Origin of the sequence: Rhodovarius lipocyclicus (assembly GCF_009900765.1) — a bacterium.
In the GTDB taxonomy this organism is placed as follows: domain Bacteria; phylum Pseudomonadota; class Alphaproteobacteria; order Acetobacterales; family Acetobacteraceae; genus Rhodovarius; species Rhodovarius lipocyclicus.
In genome coordinates, this window is the sequence record NZ_JAAABL010000011.1 from 12,999 (window position 1) to 36,432 (window position 23,434).

The following is a 23,434-nucleotide window of genomic DNA, read 5'->3' on the forward strand; positions in this document are numbered from 1 at the left end:
GCAATCGCTGATTCGCGGCCACCTCCGCCCTCATGAAGATCGCGATTATCGGGGCGGGGCTGGCCGGGCTTGCCTGTGCCCGGGCCCTGGCGGCGTCGGGCCATCAGGTGCGGCTGTTCGACAAGGGCCGCGCGGCCGGGGGCCGGCTGGCCACCCGGCGGCTGGAGCATGATGGCCAGACCATCCGCTTCGACCACGGCGCGCAGTATCTGCGCGTGCGGCATGCGGGGTTCGGCAGGCTGCTGGCCGAACAGGGCTGCCAGCCCTGGCCCCGGTCGGAGGATGGCGAGGATGGCCCGCGCCTGGTGCCGGTGCCCGCCATGTCCGCCCTGCCGCGCGCCCTGGCCCAGGGGCTGGACCTGACGACCGGCGTGCATGTCGCCGCCCTGCGCCGCCAGGAGGAGGGCTGGATGCTGGGCCATGTGCCCGCGGCCGTGGTGAAGGGGCCCATCGCTCCACCGGGGCTGGAACCCGTCTGGGAAGGCCCGTTCGACGCCGTGGCGCTGACCGCCCCCGCGCCGCAATCCGCCGCCCTGCTGGCCGTGCCCGCCCCCGACCTGGCCGAGGCGCTGGAGGTGGTGGAATACGCCCCGTGCTGGAGCTGGATGGCCGCCTTCGCCGAGCCCCTGCCCCTGCCGGACACGCTGCGCCCCGATCTGGGCCCGATCGGCTGGGCCGCGCGCAACAACGCCAAGCCCGGCCGCGAAGGGCCGGAGGCCTGGGTGGTGCAGACCGCCCCGCAATGGTCGCGTGAGCATCTGGAATCCTCGCCCGAACAGGTCTCGGCCGCTTTGCGCGCCGTGCTGCGCGCGCCGGAGCCCCTGGTGCAGGCCGCCCATCGCTGGCGCTTTTCCCTGGTGGAGCGGGCGCTGGGCCGGCCCTGCCTGTGGGATGCGGGGCTGAAGCTGGGCGTCGCGGGGGATTTCTGCCTGGCGGGGCGGGCCGAATCCGCTTTCCTTTCCGGCGAGGCCCTGGCACAGGCCATGCGGTCATGACCACGACCCCCACCCCTGAAGCCATCACCGACGAGATCCTGCGCCAGACCGCGGCCCTCGCCCCGGGCCGCAGCCTGTGCCCCAGCGACATCGCCCGCGCCCTGAACCCGCGCGCGGAACCCGACACCTGGCAGCGGCTGATGACCCCGGTGCGCCAGGCCGCCGTGAAGCTGGCCGAGCAGGGGCGCATCGCCATCCTGCGCAAGGGCAAGCCCGTGCCGCCCGACCAGGTGCGCGGCGTGATCCGGCTGTCGCTCCCGCGTGAGGGGCAACCCTGACCCTGGCGGTCCGGCGTGGCCGGGGATAGGCTGCCCCCGGCGAAGGAGACAGGGACCGGATGTTTCGCCTTCTCGGCCGTCGCGGCCGCGAGACCCAGCCGCAGCCCCAGTTCGGCCGGCGATGGACACTGCCCGAGATGCCCCTCTCCGCCCCCTGGCCGGAGGCGGAGCTGACGCTCGAATGCGCGGTGGGCCCCACCGGCGCGGATTGGAGCGCGCTGCCCGGCCTGTCGCTGGGCTGGTTCATCACCGCCGCCGAGGACCATCTGGCCGAACGCCTGGCCGAGGGCCGGCTGGAGCTGGAACCGGCCGGCGAGGGCCGGTTCGGCTTTTCCCTGCCGCTCGGCGCCCTGGCGCGGCAGGCGGCCCCGCGCCCGGCCTGGCTGTGGCTGGACCTGCTGCAGGAAGGCCAGTTCTGGTTCCACCAGCGTGAGGGGCTGCCGCTGCGGCTCGACCTCGCCGGCCCCGCCCCGGATTTCGCCGCCTGGCTGGAACTGGCCCAGCCCCGCCACCTGGCGGCCCTGTTGTGGGAGGCCCGGTGGCTGAACCTGGCCGCCCCCCTGGCCGCGGCGCGGGAGCGCGCGGCGCTGACCCCGCCGCTGGCCCACCCCGCCACCGGCCGCGCGCCCCGCCCCGCCCGCCTCAGCCCCATCAGCGCGGTGGAGGCCGCCGAGGACCCGCTGATCGCGCTGCAACGGCTGGCCGGGGGCTCCGCGCCCCCCAACCTGACGCCCGGCGGGCGTGAGCCGGGCCAGCGCATGGCCCGCGTCATGGCGGGGCTGGCGCGGTGGGACCATGTGCCCGAGCGCGATACCCCCTATTTCCAGCGCGTCCGCCTGCGCCACCCCGGAACCGGCGCGCCGCTGACGGCCGCGATGCAGGATGCGCTGAGCTGCGTGGCGCCCAAGCTGCTGCCCGCCCTGCTGACCAGCCGCGAGGAGCTGCGCCGCTGGTGGCTGTTCGAGGTGGTGCTGCCGCGCGGCCTGCCCCTGGCCGCCATCCCGCGTGAGGACCTGCACTGGTGGCAGCAGCCGGTGGAGGATGCCGGCCGCCTGCCCGTCAGCCGTTTTGCCCTGGCCCGCGACCGGGAACGCCGCCTGATCTCGAAGGAGGAGGAGGCCCGGCAGGACGACGATCCGGGCCGCCTGGCGCTGCTGTACCGCCATGTGCTGCATGACGGGCTGGACCCGCGCGCCATGGCCCTGACCGGGCGCGAATCGCTCTCCGTGCTGGAAGCGCGGCTGACGGTGGATGGCGAGATCTTCAGCATGTTCCAGGCCATGGTGGCGCTGGCCGGCGCCACCCAGGGCCGGGGCCTGGCGCCGGAGCAGGGGGGCTTTCCCCTGGCGCTGCGCCAGGCCGGGCGCCTGATCGCCGCCGAGCTGCCGCCGCTCGCCGCCCTGCTGCCCAGCCCGCCCGTGCTGCCGGAGCCGCTGACGGTGGTGGGCCATCACAATTCCTCGGGCGTGGGCGAGAATTTCCGCATGATGGCCAATGCCCTGGCGCGCGCCGGCATGGCCTCCCGCCTGTTCGATGTGGGGGGCGGCGCGGTGGCGCTGGATGCGCGGCAGAGCCTGGTCGCCCTGTCTCACATGCCCAAGGAGGGCGGGCCGGCCCTGCGGCGCTTCCCGCGCGAACCCACCACCCTGTTCATGGTCAACCCGGAGAATATCGGCGCCATCGCCGCCAACCCGGTGTTCAACACGGCCATGGCGCAGCGCCGCATCGGCTTCTTCCTGAGCGAGGCGCAATCCCTGCTGCCCGCCCAGGTGGCGGTGTGCGACACGATGGACGAGATCTGGACGCCCTCCAGCTTCGTGCGGGACATCTACGCCGCCCATACCAGCCGCCCGGTGCGCTGCGTGGGCAAGGCACTGCAATGGCCGGACCACGCGCCCGACCCGTATCAGCATTTCATGCCCGGCCGGCGCAACCGCTTCGTCTTCCTGACCAGCTTCGACCCCAATTCCTGGCTGCGGCGCAAGAACCCCACCGCCGTGGTCGCGGCATTCCTGCAGGCCTTCCCGCCGCAGGAACAGGATGTGGCGCTGGTGGTGAAGGTGCCCGGCATGGCGCTGAACCACCCGGGCGACCCCTTCGGTGAATGGGCGCTGATCGAGGACGCGGTGGCGCGCGACCCGCGCATCATATTGCGGGAGGAGCATGCGACCTTCCAGGACTACCTCGGCTATATCGCGCATGCCGATTGCGTGGTCTCGGCCCATCGCAGCGAGGGGTTCGGCTATCTCTGCGCGCAGGCGCACCATTACCGCACGCCGCTGATCGCCACCGGCTATTCCGGCAACATGGATTTCTGCAACCCCGAGAACACCTGGCTGATCGAGCACGACATGGTGCCGGTGGGTGAGGGCGAGTTCCTGCCCGGCACGCGCGGCAACTGGGCCGATGTGCGGGTGCCCCACCTGGCCGAACTGATGCGCCAGGTGGCCAGCCAGCGCGAACGCGCCATGACCATGGCTCGTGCCGGCCGGGCCCTGGTGCATGACCTCTACGCCCCCGCGCGGTTCGACCGCATGATCGAGGAGCTTCTGCAAGCGTGATCCAGGTCCTGAAGGATGCCATGGCCCTCGCCGCCCCGTATTTCCGGGGCGACGACAAGGCCAGGGGCTGGCTGCTGCTGATCGCGGTGGTGGTGCTGAACCTGACCCTGGTGGGGATGAGCGTCCTGCTCTCCTACTGGAACCGCGAATTCTTCAACGCGCTGCAGGCGCGCGACGCGGAGGCCTTCTGGCAGCTGCTGTTCAGCTGGCGCCGGACCGATAGCGGGCTGATGCCGGGCTTCGTGGCGGTGGCCGCGCTGTATATCCTGGTCGCGGTCTATCAGCTGTATCTGCGCCAGGCGCTGCAGATCCGCTGGCGCGCCTGGGTGACGGAACGGCAGCTGGCGCAATGGCTGGCCGACCGCGCCTATTACCGCATCGCCCTGACCATGCCCGGCACCGACAACCCGGACCAGCGCATCGCCGAGGACATCCGCCTGTTCGTGGACAACACCCTGGCCCTGGGGCTGGGGCTGATGCGCTCGGTCGTGTCGCTGATGAGCTTCATCGTCGTGCTCTGGGCGCTGTCCGGGCCGCTGGAGGTCTGGGGCGTCTCCATCCCCGGCTATATGGTGTGGGTGGCGCTGCTCTATGCCGTGGCGGGCACCTGGCTCGCGCATCTCATCGGCCGGCCGCTGGTGCGGCTGAACTTCGTGCAGCAGAAGGTGGAGGCCGATTTCCGCTTCGCCCTGATGCGCCTGCGCGAGAATGTGGAGGCCGTGGCGCTGTCGGCCGGCGAGGCGGACGAGCAGGCCTCCCTGGTGCGGCGCTTCCGCGCGCTGATGGCGAACTGGTGGGACATCATGGTGGCCACCAAGCGCCTGACCTTCTTCACCGCCGGCTACACCCAGGCCGCGGTGGTGTTCCCGATCGTGGTGGCCTCGCCCGGCTATTTCGCCGGCCGCACACAGCTGGGCGAGCTGACCCAGACCTCCGGCGCCTTCGGAGAGGTGCAGGGCGCGCTGTCCTGGATCGTGGACAATTACGCGGGGCTGACGGAATGGGGGGCCACGGTCGAGCGCCTCACGGGGTTCCGCCGCGCGGTGGAGGCGGCGGCCGCCGCCGCCGAGACCGGCGTGCACGCCCGCCGCACCGGCGGCCCGGCGCTGGAATTGCAGGACCTGTCCATCGCCCTGCCCGACGGCCAGGTGCTGCTGGACCCCACCGACCTGACCATCCGGCCCGGGGAGCGGGTGCTGCTCTCCGGTGCCTCGGGCAGCGGCAAATCCACGCTGCTGCGGGCCATCGCGGGCATCTGGCCCTTTGGCTCCGGCAGCGCGGTGCTGCCGGCAGCCTGCCGGCCCATGTTCCTGCCCCAGCGCCCCTATCTGCCGCTGGGCACGCTGCGCCACGCCCTGTGCTACCCCACCGCCGATGAAGGCTGCGCGGAAGCCGAGCTGCTGCGCGTGCTGGAAGCCGTGGGGCTGGGCCATCTGCGCGCCCGGCTGGATGAGGAAGACGCCTGGGCGCGGCGCCTGTCGGGCGGCGAGCAGCAGCGCGTGGCCATGGCGCGCGCGCTGATCCAGAAGCCGGATTGGCTGTTCCTGGACGAAGCCACCGCCAGCCTGGACCCGGAGAGCGAAGGCCGCCTGTACCGGCTGCTGCTGGAGGAACTGCCCGGGACCACCGTGATCAGCGTGGCACACCGGGAATCGCTGGCGCAGTTCCATGAGCGGAAGCTGCGGATCGCGGGGAGGAGATTGGGCGAGGCGTGAGCTGGGGAGGCGCTGCCTCCCCAAACCCCTCCGCTGGGGAGATAAGATCTCCCCAGGCCCCTGCGGAAAGTTTGGGGTCGGCGCAGATATAATTGATATTATTATATCATTTCGTCGGAAAACCCTTCGCCGGTTCCTCGCTGTCCCCAAACTCCCAAAAAGAAAAGAATGGGGGCCCGGGGGAAATTCCTTTCCCCCGGCAGCGCCCTCCCCCCTCTCGACTCCCCCGCCCCCTCATGCGAACCCATGACCGGTTCCAGTGGGGTTATCCGCCGTGAAAGACAGCATTGCCGCCATCGCGGCTCATCCGCGTTTCCGTGCCGCCTGCGACACCATGCGTGCCGAGCACGACCGCACGGTGGAGGACATCATCCGCCTGACGGAAATCCCCGCGCCGCCTTTCGCCGAGGAAGTCCGGGCCGCCGCCTATCTGGCCATGTTGAAGGAGCACGGGCTGGAGGAGGTGGAGCAGGACGAGGTGGGCAATGTGATGGGCCGCCGCCGGGGCTTCGGCAATGGCGAGACGCTGGTGGTCGCGGCGCATCTGGACACGGTCTTCCCCGCCGGCACGGATGTGAAGGTGCGGCGCGAGGGCACGAAGCTGTTCGCCCCGGGTGTGGGGGACGACACGCGCAGCCTGGCGGTGAACCTGGCCTTCCTGCGCGCGATGGACGCGGCGGGCATCCGCACCCGGGCGGACATCCTGTTCGTGGGCGATGTGGGAGAGGAAGGGCTGGGCGACCTGCGTGGCGTGCGCCACCTGTTCACCAAGGGCCGCCACGCTGGCAAGATCGACGCCTTCCTGACCGTGGACAGCCCGGAGGTGGACCGCCTGGTCACCGGCGGGGTGGGGTCCAAGCGGTATCGGGTGGTGTTCCGGGGGCCGGGCGGGCACAGCTTCGGCGCCTTCGGCCTGGTGAACCCGATGTACGCGATGGCGCAGGCCACCAGCGGCATCGGCGCCATCCAGGTGCCGCGCGTGCCGCAGACCACGCATTGCGTCTCCATCGTGTCGGGCGGCACCTCGGTGAACGCCATTCCCAATGAGGTGCGCATCGAGGTGGACCTGCGCAGCCGCGACCCGAAGGAGCTGGCGCGCATCGACGCGGAGTTCCGCGCCATCGTCGCCCGCGCCGTGACGGCCGAGAACACCACCCGCGACACCCGCGACGGGCCGGTGACGGCCGAGATCATCCCGATCGGCGACCGCCCGGCCGGCGGCACGGCGCATGACAGCCCCATCGTGGCGGCGGCGGCGGCGGCGGTGGCCCATTTCGGCTACACCGCCAGCTATGAGGACAGCAGCACCGACGCCAACATCCCGATGAGCCTGGGCATCCCGGCCATCCGCATCGGCAGCGGCGGGCGCGGCGGGCGGGCCCATAGCCTGGATGAATGGATCGATGTGGAGCGCGAGGAGAGCCTGCGCGGCATGGGCGCCAGCCTGTTGACCATCCTGGCCGCGGCCGGGGCCGATCTGGGCTGATTTGCGTCACGTCAAGGTTGCTGGACTCTTTCCCCGTCATGCTGCGACAGTTGTATGACGGGGGAGGAAAACCATGCACCAGCGGCACATGTCGGAATTGGTGCGTGACCAGAAGCCATTGGTCATGCCGCCAGACACCACCTTGCGCGAAGCCTGCGCGGCCATGCATCAGCGCCGCGTGGGCGCCGTGCTGGTGACATCGCCCGAAGGTGCCCTGCTGGGCATCTTCACCGGCCGTGACGCCCTGCGCTGCCTGGCCCAGGCGCACCCGCCGAAAACCCTGGCGGAGGTGATGACCCGCAACCCCTTCACCATCGGCCCGGAGGCGGATGCGATGGAGGCCCTGCGCATGCTGAACGACGCCGGCGTGCGGCACCTGCCCGTGGTGAAGGAGGGCAGGGTGGTGGGCATCGTCTCGCGGTACGATTTCCGGGCGATGGAACACAGCCGGCTGGAGGAAGAGACCGGGTATTTCGAGATTCTGCGATAGTGTCCTGCCCGCGAAGTTCGCGCGCTCTCTCGCGAACGAAGCGGATCGGCAGGCCACCAGGCGCGCTAGCGCGCCTTCTCCCGCACCACCTTCTCGATGGCCCGGATGAACCCCGCCGCGTGGCGGGAGAGCGGGGCCTTCGCGTCCGTCATCAGCGTCACGGGCAGCAGCACGGTGGGCTCGAAGGGGCGCCAGCCGATGCCGGCCAGCCCTAGCTCCAGGGTGAAATGGTCCGCCAGCGCCACGCCCAGCCCCTGCCGCACGTGGCAGGCGGCGGTGATGCTCATCGTCACCTGCAGGCAGACGTCCCGCCGCACGCCGGCGCTGTCGAAGGCCTCGTCCAGCAACTGGCCGAAATAGGTGTCGGAGCCGAAGGAGATCAGCGGGTAGGGCGCCACCAGGGCAGGGGTGGCGACGGGGTGTTTCAGCAGCGGGTGGCCGTGCGGGGCCAGCACCACCATGCGCGCGGCGCCCAGCGTGCGCACCGCCACCCCGGGCACGGTGGCGGGGGACAGGCTGATGCCGAAATCCGCCTGGCCATCGGCCACCGCCGCCGCCACGTCCCGCGCGGGGGCGAGGTGGGAGGAGACGCGGATCTCCGGGTGCGCCTTGCGGAACAGGGCGGTGGCCATGGGCAGCAGCGCCGTGGCGCTGGCCGAGGACGCCGCCACCCGGATCAGCCCCGCGCCACCCGCCCGCACCTCTCCGGTCAGGCGCTGGAAAGCGGAAAGCTCGTTCATGATGCGGTCGGCGTCGGGCAGCAGGCGCTCGGCCTCCGGCGTCGGGTACAGGCGGCCGCGCAGGGGGCGCAGCAGCTTGAAGCCCAGCCCGCGCTCCATCGCCTGCATCGCCTTGCTGACGGCGGGCTGGGTGATACCCAGGAAATCCGCGGCGGCGGTGATGGTGCCGCAGCGCATCACGGCGTGGAAGATCTGCAACTGCCTGGGGTTCATCGTGCCCTCCGAGCCATAACCCGCAGTCATGCCCTTCCTTCACCTCTTCTGTCGACCGGCACTTTCGCCCGCAGTTAGGTTCCCCGCCACTGAAGCAGATGAGGATTGGGGCGTATGGGTCACCGCGTGGGCGTGGATATCGGCGGAACCTTCATCGATTTCTGCCTGTGGGACGAGGACCGGGAGGAGCTGCACAGCCTGAAGGTGCTGACCACCCCCGACACCCCGGGCGCCGAGCTGCTGCGCGGCCTCGAGATCCTGCAGGAGCGCCACGGCGTCAAACCCGAGGACATCACCCGCTTCGTCCACGGCACCACGGTGGGCATCAACACCGTCATCCAGCGCAAGGGCGCGGCCATGGCGCTGCTGACCACCGAGAATTTCGAGGACGTGATCGAACTGGCCCGGCTGCGCATGCCGGAGGCCTATTCCCTGTTCTCCCGCCGGGGGGAGCCCCTGGTGCCCCGCGACCGCATCTATGGCATCCGCGAGCGCATGCTGGCGAGCGGCGAGGAGGAAACCCCGCTGGACGAAGCCGGCGTGGCCGCCGCCGTCGCCCGCGCCCAGGCCAAGGGGGTGGCGGGCATCATCGTCTCCTTCCTCAATGCCTATCGCAACCCGGCGCATGAGGAAGCGGCGGTGGCCATCGTGCGCCGCCTGGCGCCCGAGCTGTTCGTGTTCCGCGCCAGCGAGGTGTGGCCCGTGATCCGCGAGTATGAGCGCACGACGACGGCCCTCATCAACGGCTATGTCCACCCCAAGATAAGGGATTACCTGGACAACCTGATCGGCGGGCTGCGGGGCAAGGGTGTCACGGTCGATCCGCTGATCACCAAGTCCAATGGCGGGGTGATGTCGGCGGCGCTGGGCAAGCAGAACTGCGTCTCCATGGTGCTGTCGGGCACGGCCTCCGGCGTCATGGGCGCGGCCTGGGTCGCGCGGGAAGCGGGCGAGCCCAACGCCATCACCCTGGATATCGGCGGCACCAGCGCGGATGTGGCGCTGGTGATCGACGGCCAGCCGCAATTCGGCTCGGGTGAGAAGATCGGCGACCTGCCGCTGTATATCCCCAGCGTGGCTGTCACGTCGATCGGCGATGGCGGCGGGTCCATCGCCTGGATCGACGGCTTCGGCGTGCTGAAGGTGGGGCCGGAGAGCGCCGGCTCCACCCCCGGCCCCGCCTGCTACGGGCGCGGCGGCACCCGGCCCACCATCACCGACGCCTTCGTGGTCTGCGGCTTCCTGGGCCAGCACGACATCGCCTATGGCGCCTTCCGGCCCGACCCGGAGCTGGCGCGCCAGGCCATCGGGGGGCTGGCCGAAAAGCTCGGCATGTCGCTGGAAAAGACGGCGGAATCCATCATCCGCATCTCCGTCTCATCCATGTTCGCGGAGGTGAACAAGCTGGTCGCCCGCCATGGCGTGGACCCGCGCGACTACGCGCTGCTGACCTTCGGCGGCGCCGGGCCCATGATGGGCTGCTTCCTGGCGCGGGAGCTGGGGATGCGCCGGGTGCTCATCCCCTCCCGCCCCGGGGTGGTCAGCGCGCTGGGCGGGCTGGTGGCGGATGTGAAGAACGACTTCATCCGCACCCCCTTCATCACCGCCGATGCCGCCAACGCGCCCGCGTTGAAGCGCGAGGCGGCCTCCCTGATCGCCCAGGCCACTGCCTGGCTGCGCGACGAACAGGGGTTTTCCGGCGAGGCCACGCCACGCTGGCAGGCCGACATGCACTATCGCGGCCAGTCCTTCGAGATCGAGGTGCCGCTGGACGCCCAGGATGTCGAGGCCGCCGACATGGCCGCGATCGCCGAGGCCTTCCACCTGGCGCATGAGGGCATCTACGACTTCTGCGACCGGACGGCGCCGGTGCAGATCATGAACCTGCGCCTGGTCATGTCCGGCAGTTATGGCAAGCCGCGCCTGCGGCCCCTGCCCGAGGGTGCCGCCGCCCCCGCCGTGCCGGAGCGCGAGCTGCGCGTCTTCTTCGACGATGGCTGGCACCGGATCCCGCTATACGACCGGTCCACGCTGAAAAGCGGCCAGACCTTCAGCAGCCCCTGCGTGGTGGCGCAGGAGGACACGACCTGCTGCATCCCGCCCGGCTTCACGGCGCGGGTGGATGCGACGGGTAACATCATCCTCGGAGCCGGTTCCAGCCAGGCGGCCACGCCCGGCGGTTCGGAACATGCGGCCAAACATCTCTCTATGCGCGCGGAGTAAGCCCATGGCGCTGGACAAGATCACGCTGGAAATCCTGGCGAACCACACCCGGGCGGCGGCCGAGAACATGGCCTATACCCTGTACCGCACCGCCCATTCCGCCTTCGTGAAGGAGACGGAGGACTTCACCATCCAGATCCTGGACGCGCACGGCAAGACCTGCGCCGTGCCGATGGATCTGGGCGCCACCTGGTATCCCGGCCTGGACTACAGCCGCGCCATGCCGATGGTGGGGCCGATGGAGCCGGGCGACATCTGCATCACCAACGACCCGTATTCCGGCTACCTCGCCACCCACACGCCGGACCTGGTGATGTGGAAGCCGGTGTTCCATGAGGGCGAGCTGATCTGCTTCGCCTCCGGCCATATCCACAACACCGATATGGGCGGCGCGGTGCCCGCCAGCCTTTCCCGCGCGCTGACCGAGGTGCACCAGGAAGGCATCCGGTTCCGCCCCTCCAAGCTCTACCGCGCCGGGGTGCTGAACCAGGAGCTGGTGGACATCATGATGACGAATGTCCGCAAGCCCGAACTCAACAAGGGCGACCTGAAGGCCTTCGTCGGCGCCATGCACACCGGCGAGCGCAAGATCCGCGAGATGATCGCCAAGTTCGGCGTGGACACGCTGCGCCAGGGCCTGTCGGACCTGCAGGACTACGCCGAGCACCAGGCGCGCGAGATCCTGCGCTCCATCCCCGATGGCGAGTATTTCTTCGCCGACTACGCGGATGAGGACGGGCCGAACGGCTATCCGGCGCGGCTGGCGGTGACGCTGCGCATCAAGGGCGACGCGGCGGAGCTGGATTTCACCGGCACCGACCCGCAGCTGACCTCCTCGCTGAACGTGCCCACGGGCGGCAATCCGCACCACACGCTGCTGCTGGTGGGGGTGTATTACATCCTCTACTCGCTGAACCCGGGGCTGCTGCTGAATTGCGGGCTGGTGCGGCCGTTCCGCTGCATCCTGCCCGAAGGCACGATGGTGAACCCCAGCTTCCCGGCCGCGGTGGGCATGCGCAGCCTGTCCTGCGCGCGGCTGCGCAGCCTGATGTTCGGCGTGTTCGGCCAGGCGATGCCGGAACGCATGCCGGCCGCCCCGGCCGGTTCCAGCTCCATCGTCAACGTCATGACGCATGACGACCGCACGGGCGACAGCGTGATCGCCGCCGTGAACCCGGTGGTGGGCGGTGCCGGCGGCATGCCGCATGGCGACGGCACCAATGGCTGCGGCGCCGATGCGGCGTACCTCAAGAACACGCCCATCGAGATCACCGAGGCCGAGGTGCCCATCCGCTTCCGGGCCTACAAGCTGGCGTCCGGCACCGGCGGCGCCGGGCGCTGGCGCGGCGGGCTCGCCACCCGGATGGAATTCCAGATGTTCACGCCGGACACGCGCATCACCGCCCGCAACCGCGACCGCTGCCGCTTCCAGCCCTGGGGCATATTGGGCGGCAAGGCGGGCGCCGCCTCGACCATGACGCTGAACCCCGGCCAGCCGAATGAGCGCGTGCTGAACAACATCGACACCTTCACCGCCAGCCCGGGCGACATCATGCGGATCGTCTCCCCCGGCGGGGGCGGGCGCGGCAACCCGCTGGAGCGCGAGCCGGAGCGCGTGCTGCGTGACGTGATCTGCGGCTATGTCACGCCCGAATCCGCGCTGGAGGATTACGGCGTGGTGCTGGTGGGCGAAACCATCGACGAAGCCGCCACCCAGGCCCTGCGCGCCAGCCGCGCGACCCGCGAACCCCCGCCGCATTTCGATTTCGGCCCGGCGCGCGAGAGCTTCGAGCGCGTCTGGAACGCCGCCGCCTATGCCGAGCTGACGGCCATCCTGGCCGCGCTGCCCGTGCATTGGCGCTTCTTCGTCAAGCACGAGCTGATGAAGAGCGTGACCGCGGAGGGTGGCGGCGCCGAGGCCGTGCGCGCCGCCTGGCAGGCGCTGCTGCGCCGCCTGCCCTACATGCAGCCGAAACAGGCCGCCGAGTAATGCCAGGGCGCCCCGTGTCCCGCGGGACACGCAACGCAAGGCGCCCGGCCAACAACAAGGAAGCCGCCGGTCCTGACCGCACGGGACCCAAGACAAAGGAGCGACACTGATGCCCGATCCCACCCTTTGGGCGCTACGGCGCCGGACACTGCTGGCTTCCTCCGTGGCCGGGCTCTCGATGCCCGGCCTTTCGCGCGCTCAGGGCCCATGGCCCAGCCGGCCGATCCGCTTCGTGGTGCCGCTGGGCCCGGGCGGCGCCACGGACATCGTGATGCGCATCATCGCCCCCAAGCTGGGCGAGATCCTGGGCACCACCTGCGTGGTGGAAAACCGGGTGGGCGCCGGCGGGGTGGTGGGCACCGACCACATCGCGAAATCGGCGCCGGACGGCTACAGCTTCATCCACGCCTCCGTCTCCACCATCGCCATCGCGCCTTTTTTGTATGAGCGCCTGCCCTATGACCCGCAGACGGACCTGACGCCGATCGCCCCCAGCGTGTTCGTGCCGCTGTGCCTGTCGGTGACCACGAAGAACCTCAACGTCACCTCCCTGCAGGGGCTGATCGAGGAGATGCGGGCCCGCCCCGGCCAGCTCAGCTTCGCCAGCAACGGCACCGGGGCCACCAGCCACCTGGCCGGCGCCAACCTGCTGCGCCTGACCGGCTGCCGGGCGGAGCACGTGCCCTATCGCAGCGGGGCGGAGGCCATCAACGCGCTGGTCGCGGGCGATGTGCAGTTCGCCTTCGACATCGCGGCCCTGCACGGCCCCCAGGCGCGGGACGGGCGCATCCGCATCATCATGGCCACGCCCGACCGCCAGCCGCTGATCCCCGATGTGCCCAGCAACACCGAGGCCGGCCTGCCGGACCTGAAGGCCTATGCCTGGTTCGGCTTCTTCGGCCCCGCCGGCCTGCCGCCCGAAATGGTCACGCGCCTGAACGCCGCGATCAACGAGGCGATGGCCGAGCCCGCCATCAAGGCCCGGCTGGAGCAATCGGGCATGCCGCCCATGCTGGGCTACACCCCGGACCGCTTCGGCGCCTTTATCCGGGAGGAGCGGGAGTTCTGGCCGCCGATCATCCGGGCCTCCGGCGCGCGGGTGCAGTAGGGGCACGGCGCGGGAGGGGCGCGCGCCCCCTCCCGCCCTGTTACACGGTGCCATGAAAGTGTCATGAAAACAGTCTGTTAACCTGCTTCTGCCTCGACGTCTTCCCAGGCATGTTCCGCGGCGACCGAACCCGCCCGCAAAGGAACATCCATGGCCACCACGACCATTGCCAATGGCATCACGCGGACGACGCGCCTCGATGTCTCGGGCACCGATATCCTGACCATCGACAATGGCGGCACCTTCAGCGTTTCAGGCAATGCGCAGACCGTCCGCTTCAACGGCGCGACCAGCAATGCGCAGATCACCAATTCCGGCACGCTGGCCAACACGGCCTCCGGCGGGCGGGCGATCCGGGTGGAGACCTCGGTCGGCACCACCAATTTCAACGCCACTATCACCAACACCGCCACCGGCACCATCTCCGCCAATGACGATGCCATCCAGGTGCAGGCCAGCACCTTCACCGGCACCGCCACGCTGGCCGTCAACAATGCGGGCCTCATCACCTCCGCCACCGGGCAGGGGCTGGATTTGGCCGGCGCGCTCGGCACCTTCGTGTCCACCGTCACGAGCACGGGCACCATCAATGCCCTGACCAATGACGCGGTGCGCATTTTCCATGGCGACCTGACCAACACCGGGGGCGCGGTGAATGGCGGTTCGGCCGCTGGCTACACGGTCAGCGCCGACGGCATCCAGTACGAGGACAACGGCACCGGCACCGTCACCAACCAGTCCGGCGGCACCATCACCGGCGACCGGCACGGCGTGAATGCCGGGGTGGGCACCAGCATCACCGTCGTCAACGGCGTGGGCTCCAGCATCACGGGCAACAATGGCTCCGGCGTGGGGGTGGACGGTTCGGCCACCGTCACCAACTACGGCACCATTACCGGCGCGTTCAGCAACAGCGCAGGGTCGGACATCAACGGCTCCACCGTGGGGGCCGCCAGCGGCGGCGGGCCGGACGGCATCAATGACGGCGACGGCGACGGCGTGGATGTCGATTTCCTGCTGACGCTGCACAATTACGGGCTGATCCAGGGCACGGGCGCCGGCGGCACCGGTAGCGACGGCTATGCCAACACCTCCGAAGGTGTCGCGGCGGGCGGCGGCACCATCCACAACCATGCGGGCGCCACCATCATCGGCCTCGGCCGCGGCATCCTGATCGACGACAGCTCGACCGGCAACGCGCCCTATGCCACCACCATCACCAATGAGGGCACGATCACCGGCACCCAGGTGCTGGGCATCAAGCTGGTGGGGCTGCAGAACGACACCATCGACAACAGCGGCACCATCAGCACCGGCGGCACCCATGCCATCCTGATGGGCGGCGGCGGCGACACGCTGGTGATCCGCAACGGCTCCGTCATCATCGGCCTCAGCGATGGCGGGGCGGGCACCGACCTGCTGGATTTCAGCCACTGGACCGGCACGGGCGTGACGGTGAACCTGACGGATGGCCTGGCCGCCGGCACCGGCGGCATCGCGGGCTTCGAGAACGTCACCGGCAGCGCCCAGGCCGACCTGCTGCATGGCAATGGCGCGGCCAACCTGATCGCGGGCGGCGAGGGTGCCGACCAGCTCTATGGCTGGGATGACGATGACACGCTGAACGGCGGCGCGGGCCAGGACGTGCTGTATGGCGGCGCCGGCAACGACACGCTGGCCGGCGGTACCGGCGACGATGTCTATCTGATCGAGGATGTGGGCGACATCATCCAGGAAAACGCGGGCGAGGGCACCGATACCGCCTTCGTTGTGGTCAGCGGCTTCACCCTGTCGGCCAATGTCGAGTACGCCTATCTCGCGGGCTCGGCCGCCGCGCTGACGGCGGGCGCCACGGGGGCGAACCTGGTGGCCAACGCCGCGCTCGGCAGCGTGCTGCAAGGCGGCGCGGGCAACGACACGCTCTGGAGCCAGGGCGGCAACGACACGCTGAATGGCGGCGCGGGCGATGACATCCTGCGCGGCAGCGGCGGCAACGACCGCTTCATCGGCGGCACCGGCAACGACCAGATCGTGGGCGGCGGCGGCGCGGACACCTTCGCCTATGACGCCAGCGGCTGGGGCTACGACCAGATCTTCGGCTTCACCCGCGCCCAGGGCGACAAGCTGGACTTCACCGGCAGCGGGCTGGGCTTCGCGGACCTGACCATCTACAGCGTGGGCGACGCCACCGTGGTGGCCCATGGGGCGGACCGGATCGACCTGTATGGCGTGACCGGGTTGGTGGTGGGGGATTTCATCTTCGCCTGAGGTGGTACCAGGGGGCGCCGCCCCCCAGTCCTCCTTTTGGGACCCCCGCCAGGAGCCGAAAGGCCCCTGGACCCCAGGAGTTTGGTGCTGGTCCTGGGAAGGTATTTCTGATTGATTTTCATAATGAAAATGGCGCCCTACCTGCCAAGGTAAGGCGCCAATTCATGGGTTTAAAGGGTTGCTACAACCCTTTGCGGGGATGCAAGGGGCGGCGCCCCTTGCTGGGGGCCCGGGGGCAAAGCCCCCGCCTTGTCACCCCTTGGCGAACACCACCGTCTCCGCCCCGGCTTCACCCACCACATTCCACACCGTGGCGGCCGCCGGGCTGTCGTTGCGGAACCAATGCGCCTTTCCGGCCGGGGTTTTCAGCAGGTCGCGCGGGCCGAGTTCGGCCTGGAAGCTCTGGCCGTTCTCCTCCCAGCCCACGGTCAGCCGGCCTTCCAGCACCAGGAAGGCGTCCTCGACCGCGCGGGTGAAGGGTTGCACGCCGGTGCCGGCCGGGATCTCCCACAGCTCCTTGCGGCAGGTGTCGTTCTCCACCCCGCCGGGCCCGACATAGACCTGGCGGGAGAAGCCAGCCGGGTCCTGGATGCGGGGCTGTTCGTGGTGGCGGATGACGTGGCGGGCCATCAGCGGCTGCAGCGGGTGGCTGCCCGCGGGGTCCAGGGCCAGGGTCTTGCCCGGGGCGGCGCCGAAGCTGCGCGCCAGCGCCGGGTCGGTGCCGAGCTTGGGGTGGTAGAGGTAGCGCGGCGGCAGCGGCTTGCCGACATCGACGGAGATGGACATCAGTACCGGCTCGATCCCGTCATTGCGGAAGCCGTGGCCGATATCCTTGGCGTTCAGGATCATGTCCTTGGGGCCGAGGCGCACTTCCACCACCTCGCCCTCCTGCTCCCAGCCCACGGTCAGCACACCGTCGATGATGAGGAAGCTCTCCTCAATCTCATGCGCGTGGCAGGCGGCGTAGTTCCCGACCGGCTTGTGGATCAGGCTGAGGGTGAAGTGGTCGGGCGGCAGGGTGCCGGGTTCGCCCACCTTCGGGCTGCCGCCGGCGCCGATATAGCGCATCTGGGCGCGGGCCAGGTCGGGGTAGCCGCGGTTGGACGGGAAGGCATCCCAGTCGAACTGCTTGGAGATGTGGCGGACCACATGGCGGCGGAATTCGGCCTCGGTGGCCGAAAGGGGGGCGATGGCGTTCATCGGCGCGTATCCTCGGTAACGGCTGATGGCCCGGCATAGCGGGGCCGGGCGCCGCGGCGTATAACTCGTTTTATGGGCAAAACCGACACCGAGCACGACCGCTACCTGGTGCCCGGGCTGGTGCGCGGCCTGGCGGTGCTGCAGGCCTTCTCCGCCGCGCGCCCGCGCATGGGCCTGTCGGAGCTGGCGGCGGCGTTGGGCACCACGCGATCGGCCATGTTCCGCATCGCCTACACGCTGACGGAGCTGGGCTTCCTGCTGCAGGATGGCCGCACGCGGGCCTATTCCCTGGGCCCCGCGGTGCTGAAGCTGGGCTATGGCTACCTGGCCGCGCGGGACGTGCTGGAACTGGCGCTGCCGGTGCTGGAGCGCCTGCGCGACGCCACCGGCTGGTCCGCGCATCTGGCGGTGCGGGAGGGCAGGGAGGTCGTCTATCTGCTGCGCGTGCCCACGCGGCGGGGGCTGGCCAGCATCGTGCATGTCGGCAGCCGGCTGCCGGCGCATGCCACCTCCATGGGCCGGGTGCTGCTGGCAGGGCTGGAGGCAGGCGACCTCGCCGCCCTGTACCGGGACGACCCGCCCCCGCGCGCCAGCCTGGCCACCCTGCAACGCCGCGCGCGCGCCGACGCGGCGGCGGGCCATGTGCTGCACCGGGGCGAGTTCGAGCACGGGCTGGCCAGCATCGCGGCCCCTGTGCGCGATGTCTCGGGCCAGGTGGTGGCGGCGATCAACCTCTCGGCGCCGGAGCCGCCGGGCTTCGACGCGAAGCCGCTGGTGGCGCGGCTGGCGGCGGCGGCGGACGAGATCTCCCGCGCCGCCGGATGGACGGGGTAGGGCCCCACCGGCATGCTGCCCCGGGAAAAAACGGGAGAAACGGACATGACGCTCAGGGTGATGAGCACGCTCGGCATCATGGCGGCGCTGCGGGACCGGATCGGCCCGGGCTTCGAGGCCGCCACCGGCCTGCCGCTGGCCCTCAGCTTCGAGCCCACCGCCGTGATCCTGGCCGGCGTGCGCGGCGGGCAGCGCGCCGATGTGGTGGTGGCGATGGACAGCGCCGTGGACGCGCTGATCGCGGAGGGCGTGCTGCTGCCCGAAACCCGGGTGGATGTGGCGCGCACGGCGGTCGGCCTGGCCAAGCCCCCCGGCAGCCCGGCCATCGACATCTCGACGCCCGAGGCCTTCATCCGGGCCCTGCTGGACACGCCGCGCCTCGTGATCTCAGAGGCCGGGGCGAGCGGTATCTATTTCCGCGAACTCATCGAGCGGCTGGGCGTCCGCGAGGCCATCATGGCCAAGGCCTTGGTGATCCCGAAGGGGCTGACGGCGGAGAAGCTGCTGACCGGCGAAGCCACCCTGGCCGTGCAGCAGATGAGCGAGCTGATGGCCGTGCCCGGCATCGAGATGGTGGGCGCCTTCCCCGAGCCGCTGGGCACCTACGCGCCCTTCGTGGCGGCGGTGTTCGCGGGCTGCGCGCAGCCCGGGGCGGCGCGGGATTTCATCGCCCATCTGCTGGGCGCGGAGGCCCGGGCGGCCTTCCTGGCCACGGGTGTGGAGCCGGCAGGGGCATAGTTCCGCCCCTCACCCGATCGGGTGATGCATCCGGGGGCCGCGATGGCCTAGCTTCCGCCCAAGCCGTTGCCGGGAGGGATGCCGATGAGTGCCCTTGTGACCGTTCCCATGAAGAACATGACGCCGATGGCGCAGGACACCGCCACCACCTGCTGGCTGACCTGCCTGAAGATGATGTTCGCCTGGAAGGACCGCGACCCCGCCGAGATCCGCCCCGCGCTGGAGGGGGCGGGCATCCTGTGGGAGGACGCCTGCAAGACCGGCCTCAAGACGCGCGACTACATGAAGGGGGCCAAGGCGCTGGGGCTGCATGCCTGGGGCAGCGGCGGGTCCTGGACGGCCACCAACTTCGCCTCCTTCTGCACCATCAGCCCGGTGTGGGTGGCGGGGAAATGGTACGATTATTCCCACAATGTGGTCGTGATCGGCGCCAGCCGGAAGGACATCAAATACATCGACCCCTGGTGGGAAGGCGTGAAGGAAGCGACCATCGCCACCCGGTTCGAGAAGGACTTCATCAAGGGCAACGGCGCCGACAAGCCGGGCACGGATTTCTACATGGGCTGGATCGGCGCGGTGATGACCTGGGGCGACGCCGTGCCCTATGGCATCGTGCCCGACTGACCGCGCCCGGCGCCGCCTGCCCGCATTGCGGGCACTCCCGGCCTGGGGGCGCCGATCCCGCTTTCCTGTCCTGCTTGTCATCTGCTGCCCCGGGCGCGAGTTTGCGCCGGACGGGCCAGAGCAGAGGAGAAGGCACATGCAACGACGCGGCATCATGCAGGCGGCGGGGGCGGGGCTGGCGGCCTCTCTGGCGGGGCCGGCTTCCGTGCGGGCGCAATCGGCCAGCACCCTGCGCTTCACCCCGCAGCAGGATGTGGTCACGCTCGACCCCGTCACCACCACCAGCTACGCCACGCGCAACCATGGCTACATGGTGTTCGACACGCTGTACGGGATGGACGCGAACTTCCAGCCCACGCCGCAGATGGTTGAGGGCCACACCATCGAGAATGACGGCAAGCTGTGGAATCTGACCCTGCGCCCGGGGCTGAAATTCCATGACGGCGAGCCGGTGCTGGCCAAGGATTGCGTGGCCAGCCTGAAGCGCTGGGCCCGGCGCGACCCGTTCGGCGGGCTGCTGATGGCGGCCACCGACGAGCTCTCGGCCCCCGACGACCGCACCATCCGCTTCCGCCTGAAAGCGCCCTTCCCGCTGCTGCCGATGGCGCTCGGCAAGGCCTCCGTGCCCGTCTGCGCCATGATGCCGGAGCGCCTGGCCAACACCGACCCCTTTCGCCAGGTGACCGAACTCATCGGCAGCGGCCCCTTCCGCTACAAGGCGGATGAGCGCGTGCCGGGCTCCCTGAACGTCTATACGAAGTTCGAGGGCTATGTGCCGCGCCCGAACGGCACGCCCTCCTGGACCGCGGGCCCCAAGGTGGTGAATTTCGACCGCGTGGAATGGCGGGTGATGCCCGACCCCTCCACCGCCACCAACGCGCTGATCGCGGGTGAGGCGGATTGGCAGGAATATGCCTATCACGACCAGCTGACGCTGCTGCGCCGGGCGCGCAATGTGCGGGTGGCGACCAACGACCCTACGGGCTTCGTGGGCATGATGCAGGTGAACCACCTGCAGGCGCCCTTCAACAACCCGGCCATCCGCCGCGCGCTGTGGGGCGGCATCGACCAGACGGCCACCATGCAGGCGCTCGTCGGCACCAGCGACCCCGGGCTGTTCCATGTGCCGCTGGGCTATTTCTGCCCGGGCACGCCCATGGCCTCCAATGTGGGGCTCGATGTGCTGACGGGCCCGCGCGACATGGCCAAGGTGAAGCAGGCCGTGATCGACGCCGGCTACAAGGGCGAGCCGGTGCTGCTGATGGTGCCTTCCACCTCCGCGGGCCTCGCGGTGATGGGCACGGTGGCGGAGGACACGCTGAAGCAGGCGGGTTTCAACGTCGAGGTCTATGCCGTCGAGTTCAACACCATGCTCCAGCGGCGCAACCGCAAGGGCCCTGTCTCCGATGGCGGGTGGAGCGCCTATGTCACCAACTGGGCGGGCATGGACTGGCTGAACCCGGCCATGCACATCGCGCTGCGCGGCGCGGGTGAGGCCGGCTATGCCGGCTGGGCCACCATCCCACGCCTGGAGGAACTGCGCACCGCCTGGTTCAGCGCGCCCGACCAGGCCGCTCAGGCCGCCATCTGCCGCGACATGCAGGAGGTGGGGATGCGCGAGGTGCCCTATTACCCGCTGGGCCAGTATTTGCAGCCCACCGCCTTCCGCAGCAACATCCAGGGCATCCTGCCGGGCTTCGCCACCTTCTGGAACGTGAAGCGCGCCTAGGCCTTTGGGGAAACGACCGATGACTGACACCAACACCGCGCTCCGTGCGACCGCGCTCGACTGGATCGCGGCGAATGAGGCCCGGCTCTCGGCCTTCAACAAGCGCATTTGGGACCACGCCGAACCCGCCTGGCGCGAATACAAATCCGTCCGCGACTATGTGGAGATCCTGACCGCCGAGGGGTTTTCCGTCGAGGAAGGCTCGGGCGGCATGCCCACGGCCTTCTGCGCCACCTGGACGCAGGGCAAAGGCCCCGTGCTGGCGGGCTTTTCCGAATACGACGCGGTGCCCGGCAACTCCCAGCAGGTGGTGCCCTATGAGGCCCCGCGCGAAGGGCTGCATCCCTACACCGCCGGCCATACGGACCCGCATTCGGTGCTCGGCACCGCGTCGCTGACGGCCTTCCTGGCCGCCAAGGCCGCGATGGAAAAGCATGGCACCCCCGGCACCCTAAAACTGTTCGGCGAGCCCGCCGAGAAGGTCTGCGGCAGCAAGCCCATCCACGCCGCCAAGGGCTATTTCGACGATCTGGACGCCTGCGTGGTCTGGCACCCCTGGCCGCACAACACCGTCACCGGGGAAACCCATTTCGGCGCCTATTGGTCCGCCATCATCACCTTCGAGGCCGACAACCCCGAGGCCTGGATCGACCCCACTTTGATGCCGATCGAGGGTGCCCACGCCAACGCCCGCTGCCCGGGTGCCACCGATGCGCTGTGCCTGATGTACACCACCACCAAGTACACCAAGGAGGCGATGTTCCCCCATGCCGGGTCCTGGACTCTGAACGAGTTCATCCTGGGCGATGGCGGGGCCACCAGCGACAACCTGACGCCGCGCTTCGCGCAGATCCAGTATTCCTGGCGGGCCTCCTCGCTGGGTATCCAGGAGCAGATCTGGAAGGTGCTGGCGCAGAACGCCAGGCATGTGGCCGGCATCACCGGCTGCAAGGCTTACGTGCGCTGGGTGACCAAGACCCGCGTGGGCCTGCCCAACCAGGCGATGACCGACCTGACCTGGAAGAACCTGCAGGCCGTGGGCGCGCCGGCCTATTCCGAGGAAGCGCGCGACTTCGGCCGCGCCATCCAGAAGAACCTGGGCCTGGAGGCGATGGAGGACCCCTTCATCCCCGAGGTCAGCCGCCTGACCCCGCCCGCGGAATTCGAGGCACGGCTGCGCGCGGGCCTGCCCGCCTGGCAGAAGCACCTCAGCGCCGACGATTACGTGGAATATTCCTGGCACGCGCCCACGGTGCGGCTGCTGGCCGCGCGCCCCCGGCTGCGCGCGCCGGAGAAGGGCTACTCCTATCCCAACTGGGCCTACAACGCGCTGGGCGGCCACCCGGCGGTGGTGGACCCGGGCATGTTCGTGGCCGGCAAGACCATGGCGCTGACCCTGCTGGACCTGGCGAGCCTGCCGGAAGCCCTGGCCCTGGCACAGGCGGAATTCCGCGAGCGCACCGGCGGCGGGGTGGGCGGCAGCCAATGGGTGGGCCCGCTGCTGCCGGCCGACTTCGACCCGCCGGTGGATCTGCGCTGGCCGGAATACGTGACGACCGTGCGGGGGGAGGAATGGACCTTTCCCACGCCGCATCATGGGACGGGGGCGGGGGAGCCGATCTGAGGGGGGCGTCCCGTCAGGGGCTCCGCCCCCGACACCCCCGCAAAGGGTTGTAGCAACCTTTTGAACCCATTTATTGGCGCCAAACTCCTGGGGTCCAGGGGCCTTTCGGCTCCTGGCGGGTTCCAAGGGCAGGGCCCTTGGTGGGGGGGCGGGGGCAACGCCCCCGTCTTCACCGCAGAAACGCCTCCGCGAATTCCGGGCTGGCGATCCGTGCCAGCGTTTCCCGCAACACCGCCGCCTCATGCTTCCCGAAGGCTTTCTCGAAGCGTTTCTGCGCCTGCTCCCACAATGCCTTGGACTGTGCCAGCCGTTCTTCCCCGGCTTCGGTCAGTGTCACCCGGCGGCTGCGCCGGTCCGTGGCGTCCGGCGCCACGCGCAGCAGCCCGTCGCGTTCCAGCGGTTTCAGGTTGTGCGCCAGCGCCGAGCGGTCCAGCACCAGCGCCGCCGCCAGTTCGCCCATGCCTGGGCTGCCCAGCCGCGACACGGCGATCAGGATGCTGCGCTGCGTGGATTTCAGCCCCACCGGCGCCAGCACCGCGTCATAGAGCTGGGAGACGCGGCGCGTGGCGCGGCGCAGGGAGGTGCCGTTGCAGCGGGTGACGGGTGCCGGTGCCATGA

The 23,434-nt window shown here is 70.0% G+C and carries 18 protein-coding genes; 15 read left to right on the forward strand and 3 right to left on the reverse strand.

Translation table 11 applies throughout. The features are described 5' to 3' along the window. The first annotated feature begins 32 nt into the window (after positions 1-32). From GT007_RS10575 to GT007_RS10600, 6 genes are all read left to right on the forward strand, one after another. Positions 33-995 (forward strand): NAD(P)/FAD-dependent oxidoreductase, encoded by a 963-nt coding sequence (locus GT007_RS10575; RefSeq protein WP_160121577.1) that lies wholly within the window; start codon positions 33-35, stop codon positions 993-995. Then, positions 992-1,273, forward strand: a complete 282-nt coding sequence (locus GT007_RS10580) for a DUF3253 domain-containing protein (RefSeq protein ID WP_160121578.1) — start codon at positions 992-994, stop codon at positions 1,271-1,273. The genes GT007_RS10575 and GT007_RS10580 overlap by 4 nt, the downstream gene beginning before the upstream one ends. A gap of 59 nt (positions 1,274-1,332) precedes the next feature. Then, positions 1,333-3,834, forward strand: coding sequence for a glycosyltransferase (locus GT007_RS10585; protein WP_160121579.1), 2,502 nt, complete (start codon positions 1,333-1,335; stop codon positions 3,832-3,834). After that, positions 3,831-5,549, forward strand: a complete 1,719-nt coding sequence (locus GT007_RS10590) for an ABC transporter ATP-binding protein/permease (RefSeq protein ID WP_236571598.1) — start codon at positions 3,831-3,833, stop codon at positions 5,547-5,549. Before GT007_RS10585 ends, GT007_RS10590 begins: the two co-directional genes overlap by 4 nt. 274 nt (positions 5,550-5,823) lie before the next feature. Then, entirely contained in the window at positions 5,824-7,035 is a 1,212-nt protein-coding gene (locus GT007_RS10595) for a M20/M25/M40 family metallo-hydrolase (protein WP_201451877.1), read from the forward strand. An 88-nt stretch (positions 7,036-7,123) separates the two neighbouring features. Further along, positions 7,124-7,525 carry a CBS domain-containing protein gene (locus tag GT007_RS10600; RefSeq protein WP_408015542.1) on the forward strand — a complete coding sequence of 134 codons (402 nt, stop codon included), beginning with the start codon at positions 7,124-7,126 and terminating at the stop codon, positions 7,523-7,525. A gap of 65 nt (positions 7,526-7,590) precedes the next feature. Here the strand turns inward: GT007_RS10600 and GT007_RS10605 are convergent, their stop codons facing one another. Continuing rightward, positions 7,591-8,478, reverse strand: coding sequence for a LysR family transcriptional regulator (locus GT007_RS10605; protein ID WP_160121581.1), 888 nt, complete (start codon positions 8,476-8,478; stop codon positions 7,591-7,593). A 114-nt stretch (positions 8,479-8,592) separates the two neighbouring features. Between GT007_RS10605 and GT007_RS10610 the strand changes: the two genes are divergently transcribed. The 4 genes from GT007_RS10610 to GT007_RS10625 all read left to right on the forward strand — a co-directional run bounded on the left by GT007_RS10610 (position 8,593) and on the right by GT007_RS10625 (position 16,067). After that, the gene (locus tag GT007_RS10610; protein WP_160121582.1) at positions 8,593-10,701 is read left to right on the forward strand and encodes a hydantoinase/oxoprolinase family protein; all 2,109 of its coding nucleotides are present in this window, start codon (positions 8,593-8,595) and stop codon (positions 10,699-10,701) included. 4 nt (positions 10,702-10,705) lie between these two features. Further along, positions 10,706-12,691 carry a hydantoinase B/oxoprolinase family protein gene (locus GT007_RS10615; RefSeq protein WP_160121583.1) on the forward strand — a complete coding sequence of 662 codons (1,986 nt, stop codon included), beginning with the start codon at positions 10,706-10,708 and terminating at the stop codon, positions 12,689-12,691. Between the two features lie 109 nt (positions 12,692-12,800). After that, the gene (locus tag GT007_RS10620; RefSeq protein ID WP_160121585.1) at positions 12,801-13,799 is read left to right on the forward strand and encodes a Bug family tripartite tricarboxylate transporter substrate binding protein; all 999 of its coding nucleotides are present in this window, start codon (positions 12,801-12,803) and stop codon (positions 13,797-13,799) included. A 150-nt stretch (positions 13,800-13,949) separates the two neighbouring features. Further along, positions 13,950-16,067 (forward strand): beta strand repeat-containing protein, encoded by a 2,118-nt coding sequence (locus GT007_RS10625; protein ID WP_160121586.1) that lies wholly within the window; start codon positions 13,950-13,952, stop codon positions 16,065-16,067. Between the two features lie 252 nt (positions 16,068-16,319). Here GT007_RS10625 and GT007_RS22795 read toward each other — a convergent pair whose 3' ends face one another. Continuing rightward, positions 16,320-17,267 (reverse strand): cupin domain-containing protein, encoded by a 948-nt coding sequence (locus GT007_RS22795; protein WP_160121587.1) that lies wholly within the window; start codon positions 17,265-17,267, stop codon positions 16,320-16,322. 72 nt (positions 17,268-17,339) lie between these two features. On the opposite strand from GT007_RS22795, the gene GT007_RS10635 reads away from it, so the two are divergent. The 5 genes from GT007_RS10635 (at position 17,340) to GT007_RS10655 (ending at position 22,816) form a co-directional block, all read left to right on the forward strand. Then, a complete protein-coding gene (locus GT007_RS10635) occupies positions 17,340-18,101 on the forward strand; it encodes an IclR family transcriptional regulator (RefSeq protein WP_160121588.1) in 762 nt (253 codons plus the stop codon). A gap of 45 nt (positions 18,102-18,146) precedes the next feature. Next, a complete protein-coding gene (locus GT007_RS10640) occupies positions 18,147-18,839 on the forward strand; it encodes a molybdate ABC transporter substrate-binding protein (protein ID WP_160121589.1) in 693 nt (230 codons plus the stop codon). Positions 18,840-18,923: 84 nt separating this feature from the next. Further along, positions 18,924-19,463, forward strand: a complete 540-nt coding sequence (locus GT007_RS10645) for a papain-like cysteine protease family protein (protein WP_160121591.1) — start codon at positions 18,924-18,926, stop codon at positions 19,461-19,463. Positions 19,464-19,599: 136 nt separating this feature from the next. Continuing rightward, positions 19,600-21,192 carry an ABC transporter substrate-binding protein gene (locus tag GT007_RS10650; protein WP_160121592.1) on the forward strand — a complete coding sequence of 531 codons (1,593 nt, stop codon included), beginning with the start codon at positions 19,600-19,602 and terminating at the stop codon, positions 21,190-21,192. 19 nt (positions 21,193-21,211) lie between these two features. Beyond that, a complete protein-coding gene (locus GT007_RS10655; protein WP_160121594.1) occupies positions 21,212-22,816 on the forward strand; it encodes a zinc-binding metallopeptidase family protein in 1,605 nt (534 codons plus the stop codon). A 169-nt stretch (positions 22,817-22,985) separates the two neighbouring features. Here the strand turns inward: GT007_RS10655 and GT007_RS10660 are convergent, their stop codons facing one another. Then, entirely contained in the window at positions 22,986-23,432 is a 447-nt protein-coding gene (locus GT007_RS10660) for a MarR family winged helix-turn-helix transcriptional regulator (RefSeq protein WP_160121595.1), read from the reverse strand. Between the last annotated feature and the right edge of the window lie 2 nt (positions 23,433-23,434).

Coding starts and splice junctions, on each gene's coding strand:
- GT007_RS22795 (WP_160121587.1), bottom strand. CDS start 17,267: ATGAACGCCATCGCCCCCCTTTCGGCCACCGAGGCCGAATTCCGCCGC.
- GT007_RS10610 (WP_160121582.1), top strand. CDS start 8,593: ATGGGTCACCGCGTGGGCGTGGATATCGGCGGAACCTTCATCGATTTC.
- GT007_RS10620 (WP_160121585.1), top strand. CDS start 12,801: ATGCCCGATCCCACCCTTTGGGCGCTACGGCGCCGGACACTGCTGGCT.
- GT007_RS10650 (WP_160121592.1), top strand. CDS start 19,600: ATGCAACGACGCGGCATCATGCAGGCGGCGGGGGCGGGGCTGGCGGCC.
- GT007_RS10605 (WP_160121581.1), bottom strand. CDS start 8,478: ATGAACCCCAGGCAGTTGCAGATCTTCCACGCCGTGATGCGCTGCGGC.
- GT007_RS10600 (WP_408015542.1), top strand. CDS start 7,124: ATGTCGGAATTGGTGCGTGACCAGAAGCCATTGGTCATGCCGCCAGAC.
- GT007_RS10645 (WP_160121591.1), top strand. CDS start 18,924: ATGAGTGCCCTTGTGACCGTTCCCATGAAGAACATGACGCCGATGGCG.
- GT007_RS10585 (WP_160121579.1), top strand. CDS start 1,333: ATGTTTCGCCTTCTCGGCCGTCGCGGCCGCGAGACCCAGCCGCAGCCC.
- GT007_RS10575 (WP_160121577.1), top strand. CDS start 33: ATGAAGATCGCGATTATCGGGGCGGGGCTGGCCGGGCTTGCCTGTGCC.
- GT007_RS10660 (WP_160121595.1), bottom strand. CDS start 23,432: ATGGCACCGGCACCCGTCACCCGCTGCAACGGCACCTCCCTGCGCCGC.
- GT007_RS10640 (WP_160121589.1), top strand. CDS start 18,147: ATGACGCTCAGGGTGATGAGCACGCTCGGCATCATGGCGGCGCTGCGG.
- GT007_RS10625 (WP_160121586.1), top strand. CDS start 13,950: ATGGCCACCACGACCATTGCCAATGGCATCACGCGGACGACGCGCCTC.
- GT007_RS10580 (WP_160121578.1), top strand. CDS start 992: ATGACCACGACCCCCACCCCTGAAGCCATCACCGACGAGATCCTGCGC.
- GT007_RS10615 (WP_160121583.1), top strand. CDS start 10,706: ATGGCGCTGGACAAGATCACGCTGGAAATCCTGGCGAACCACACCCGG.
- GT007_RS10635 (WP_160121588.1), top strand. CDS start 17,340: ATGGGCAAAACCGACACCGAGCACGACCGCTACCTGGTGCCCGGGCTG.
- GT007_RS10655 (WP_160121594.1), top strand. CDS start 21,212: ATGACTGACACCAACACCGCGCTCCGTGCGACCGCGCTCGACTGGATC.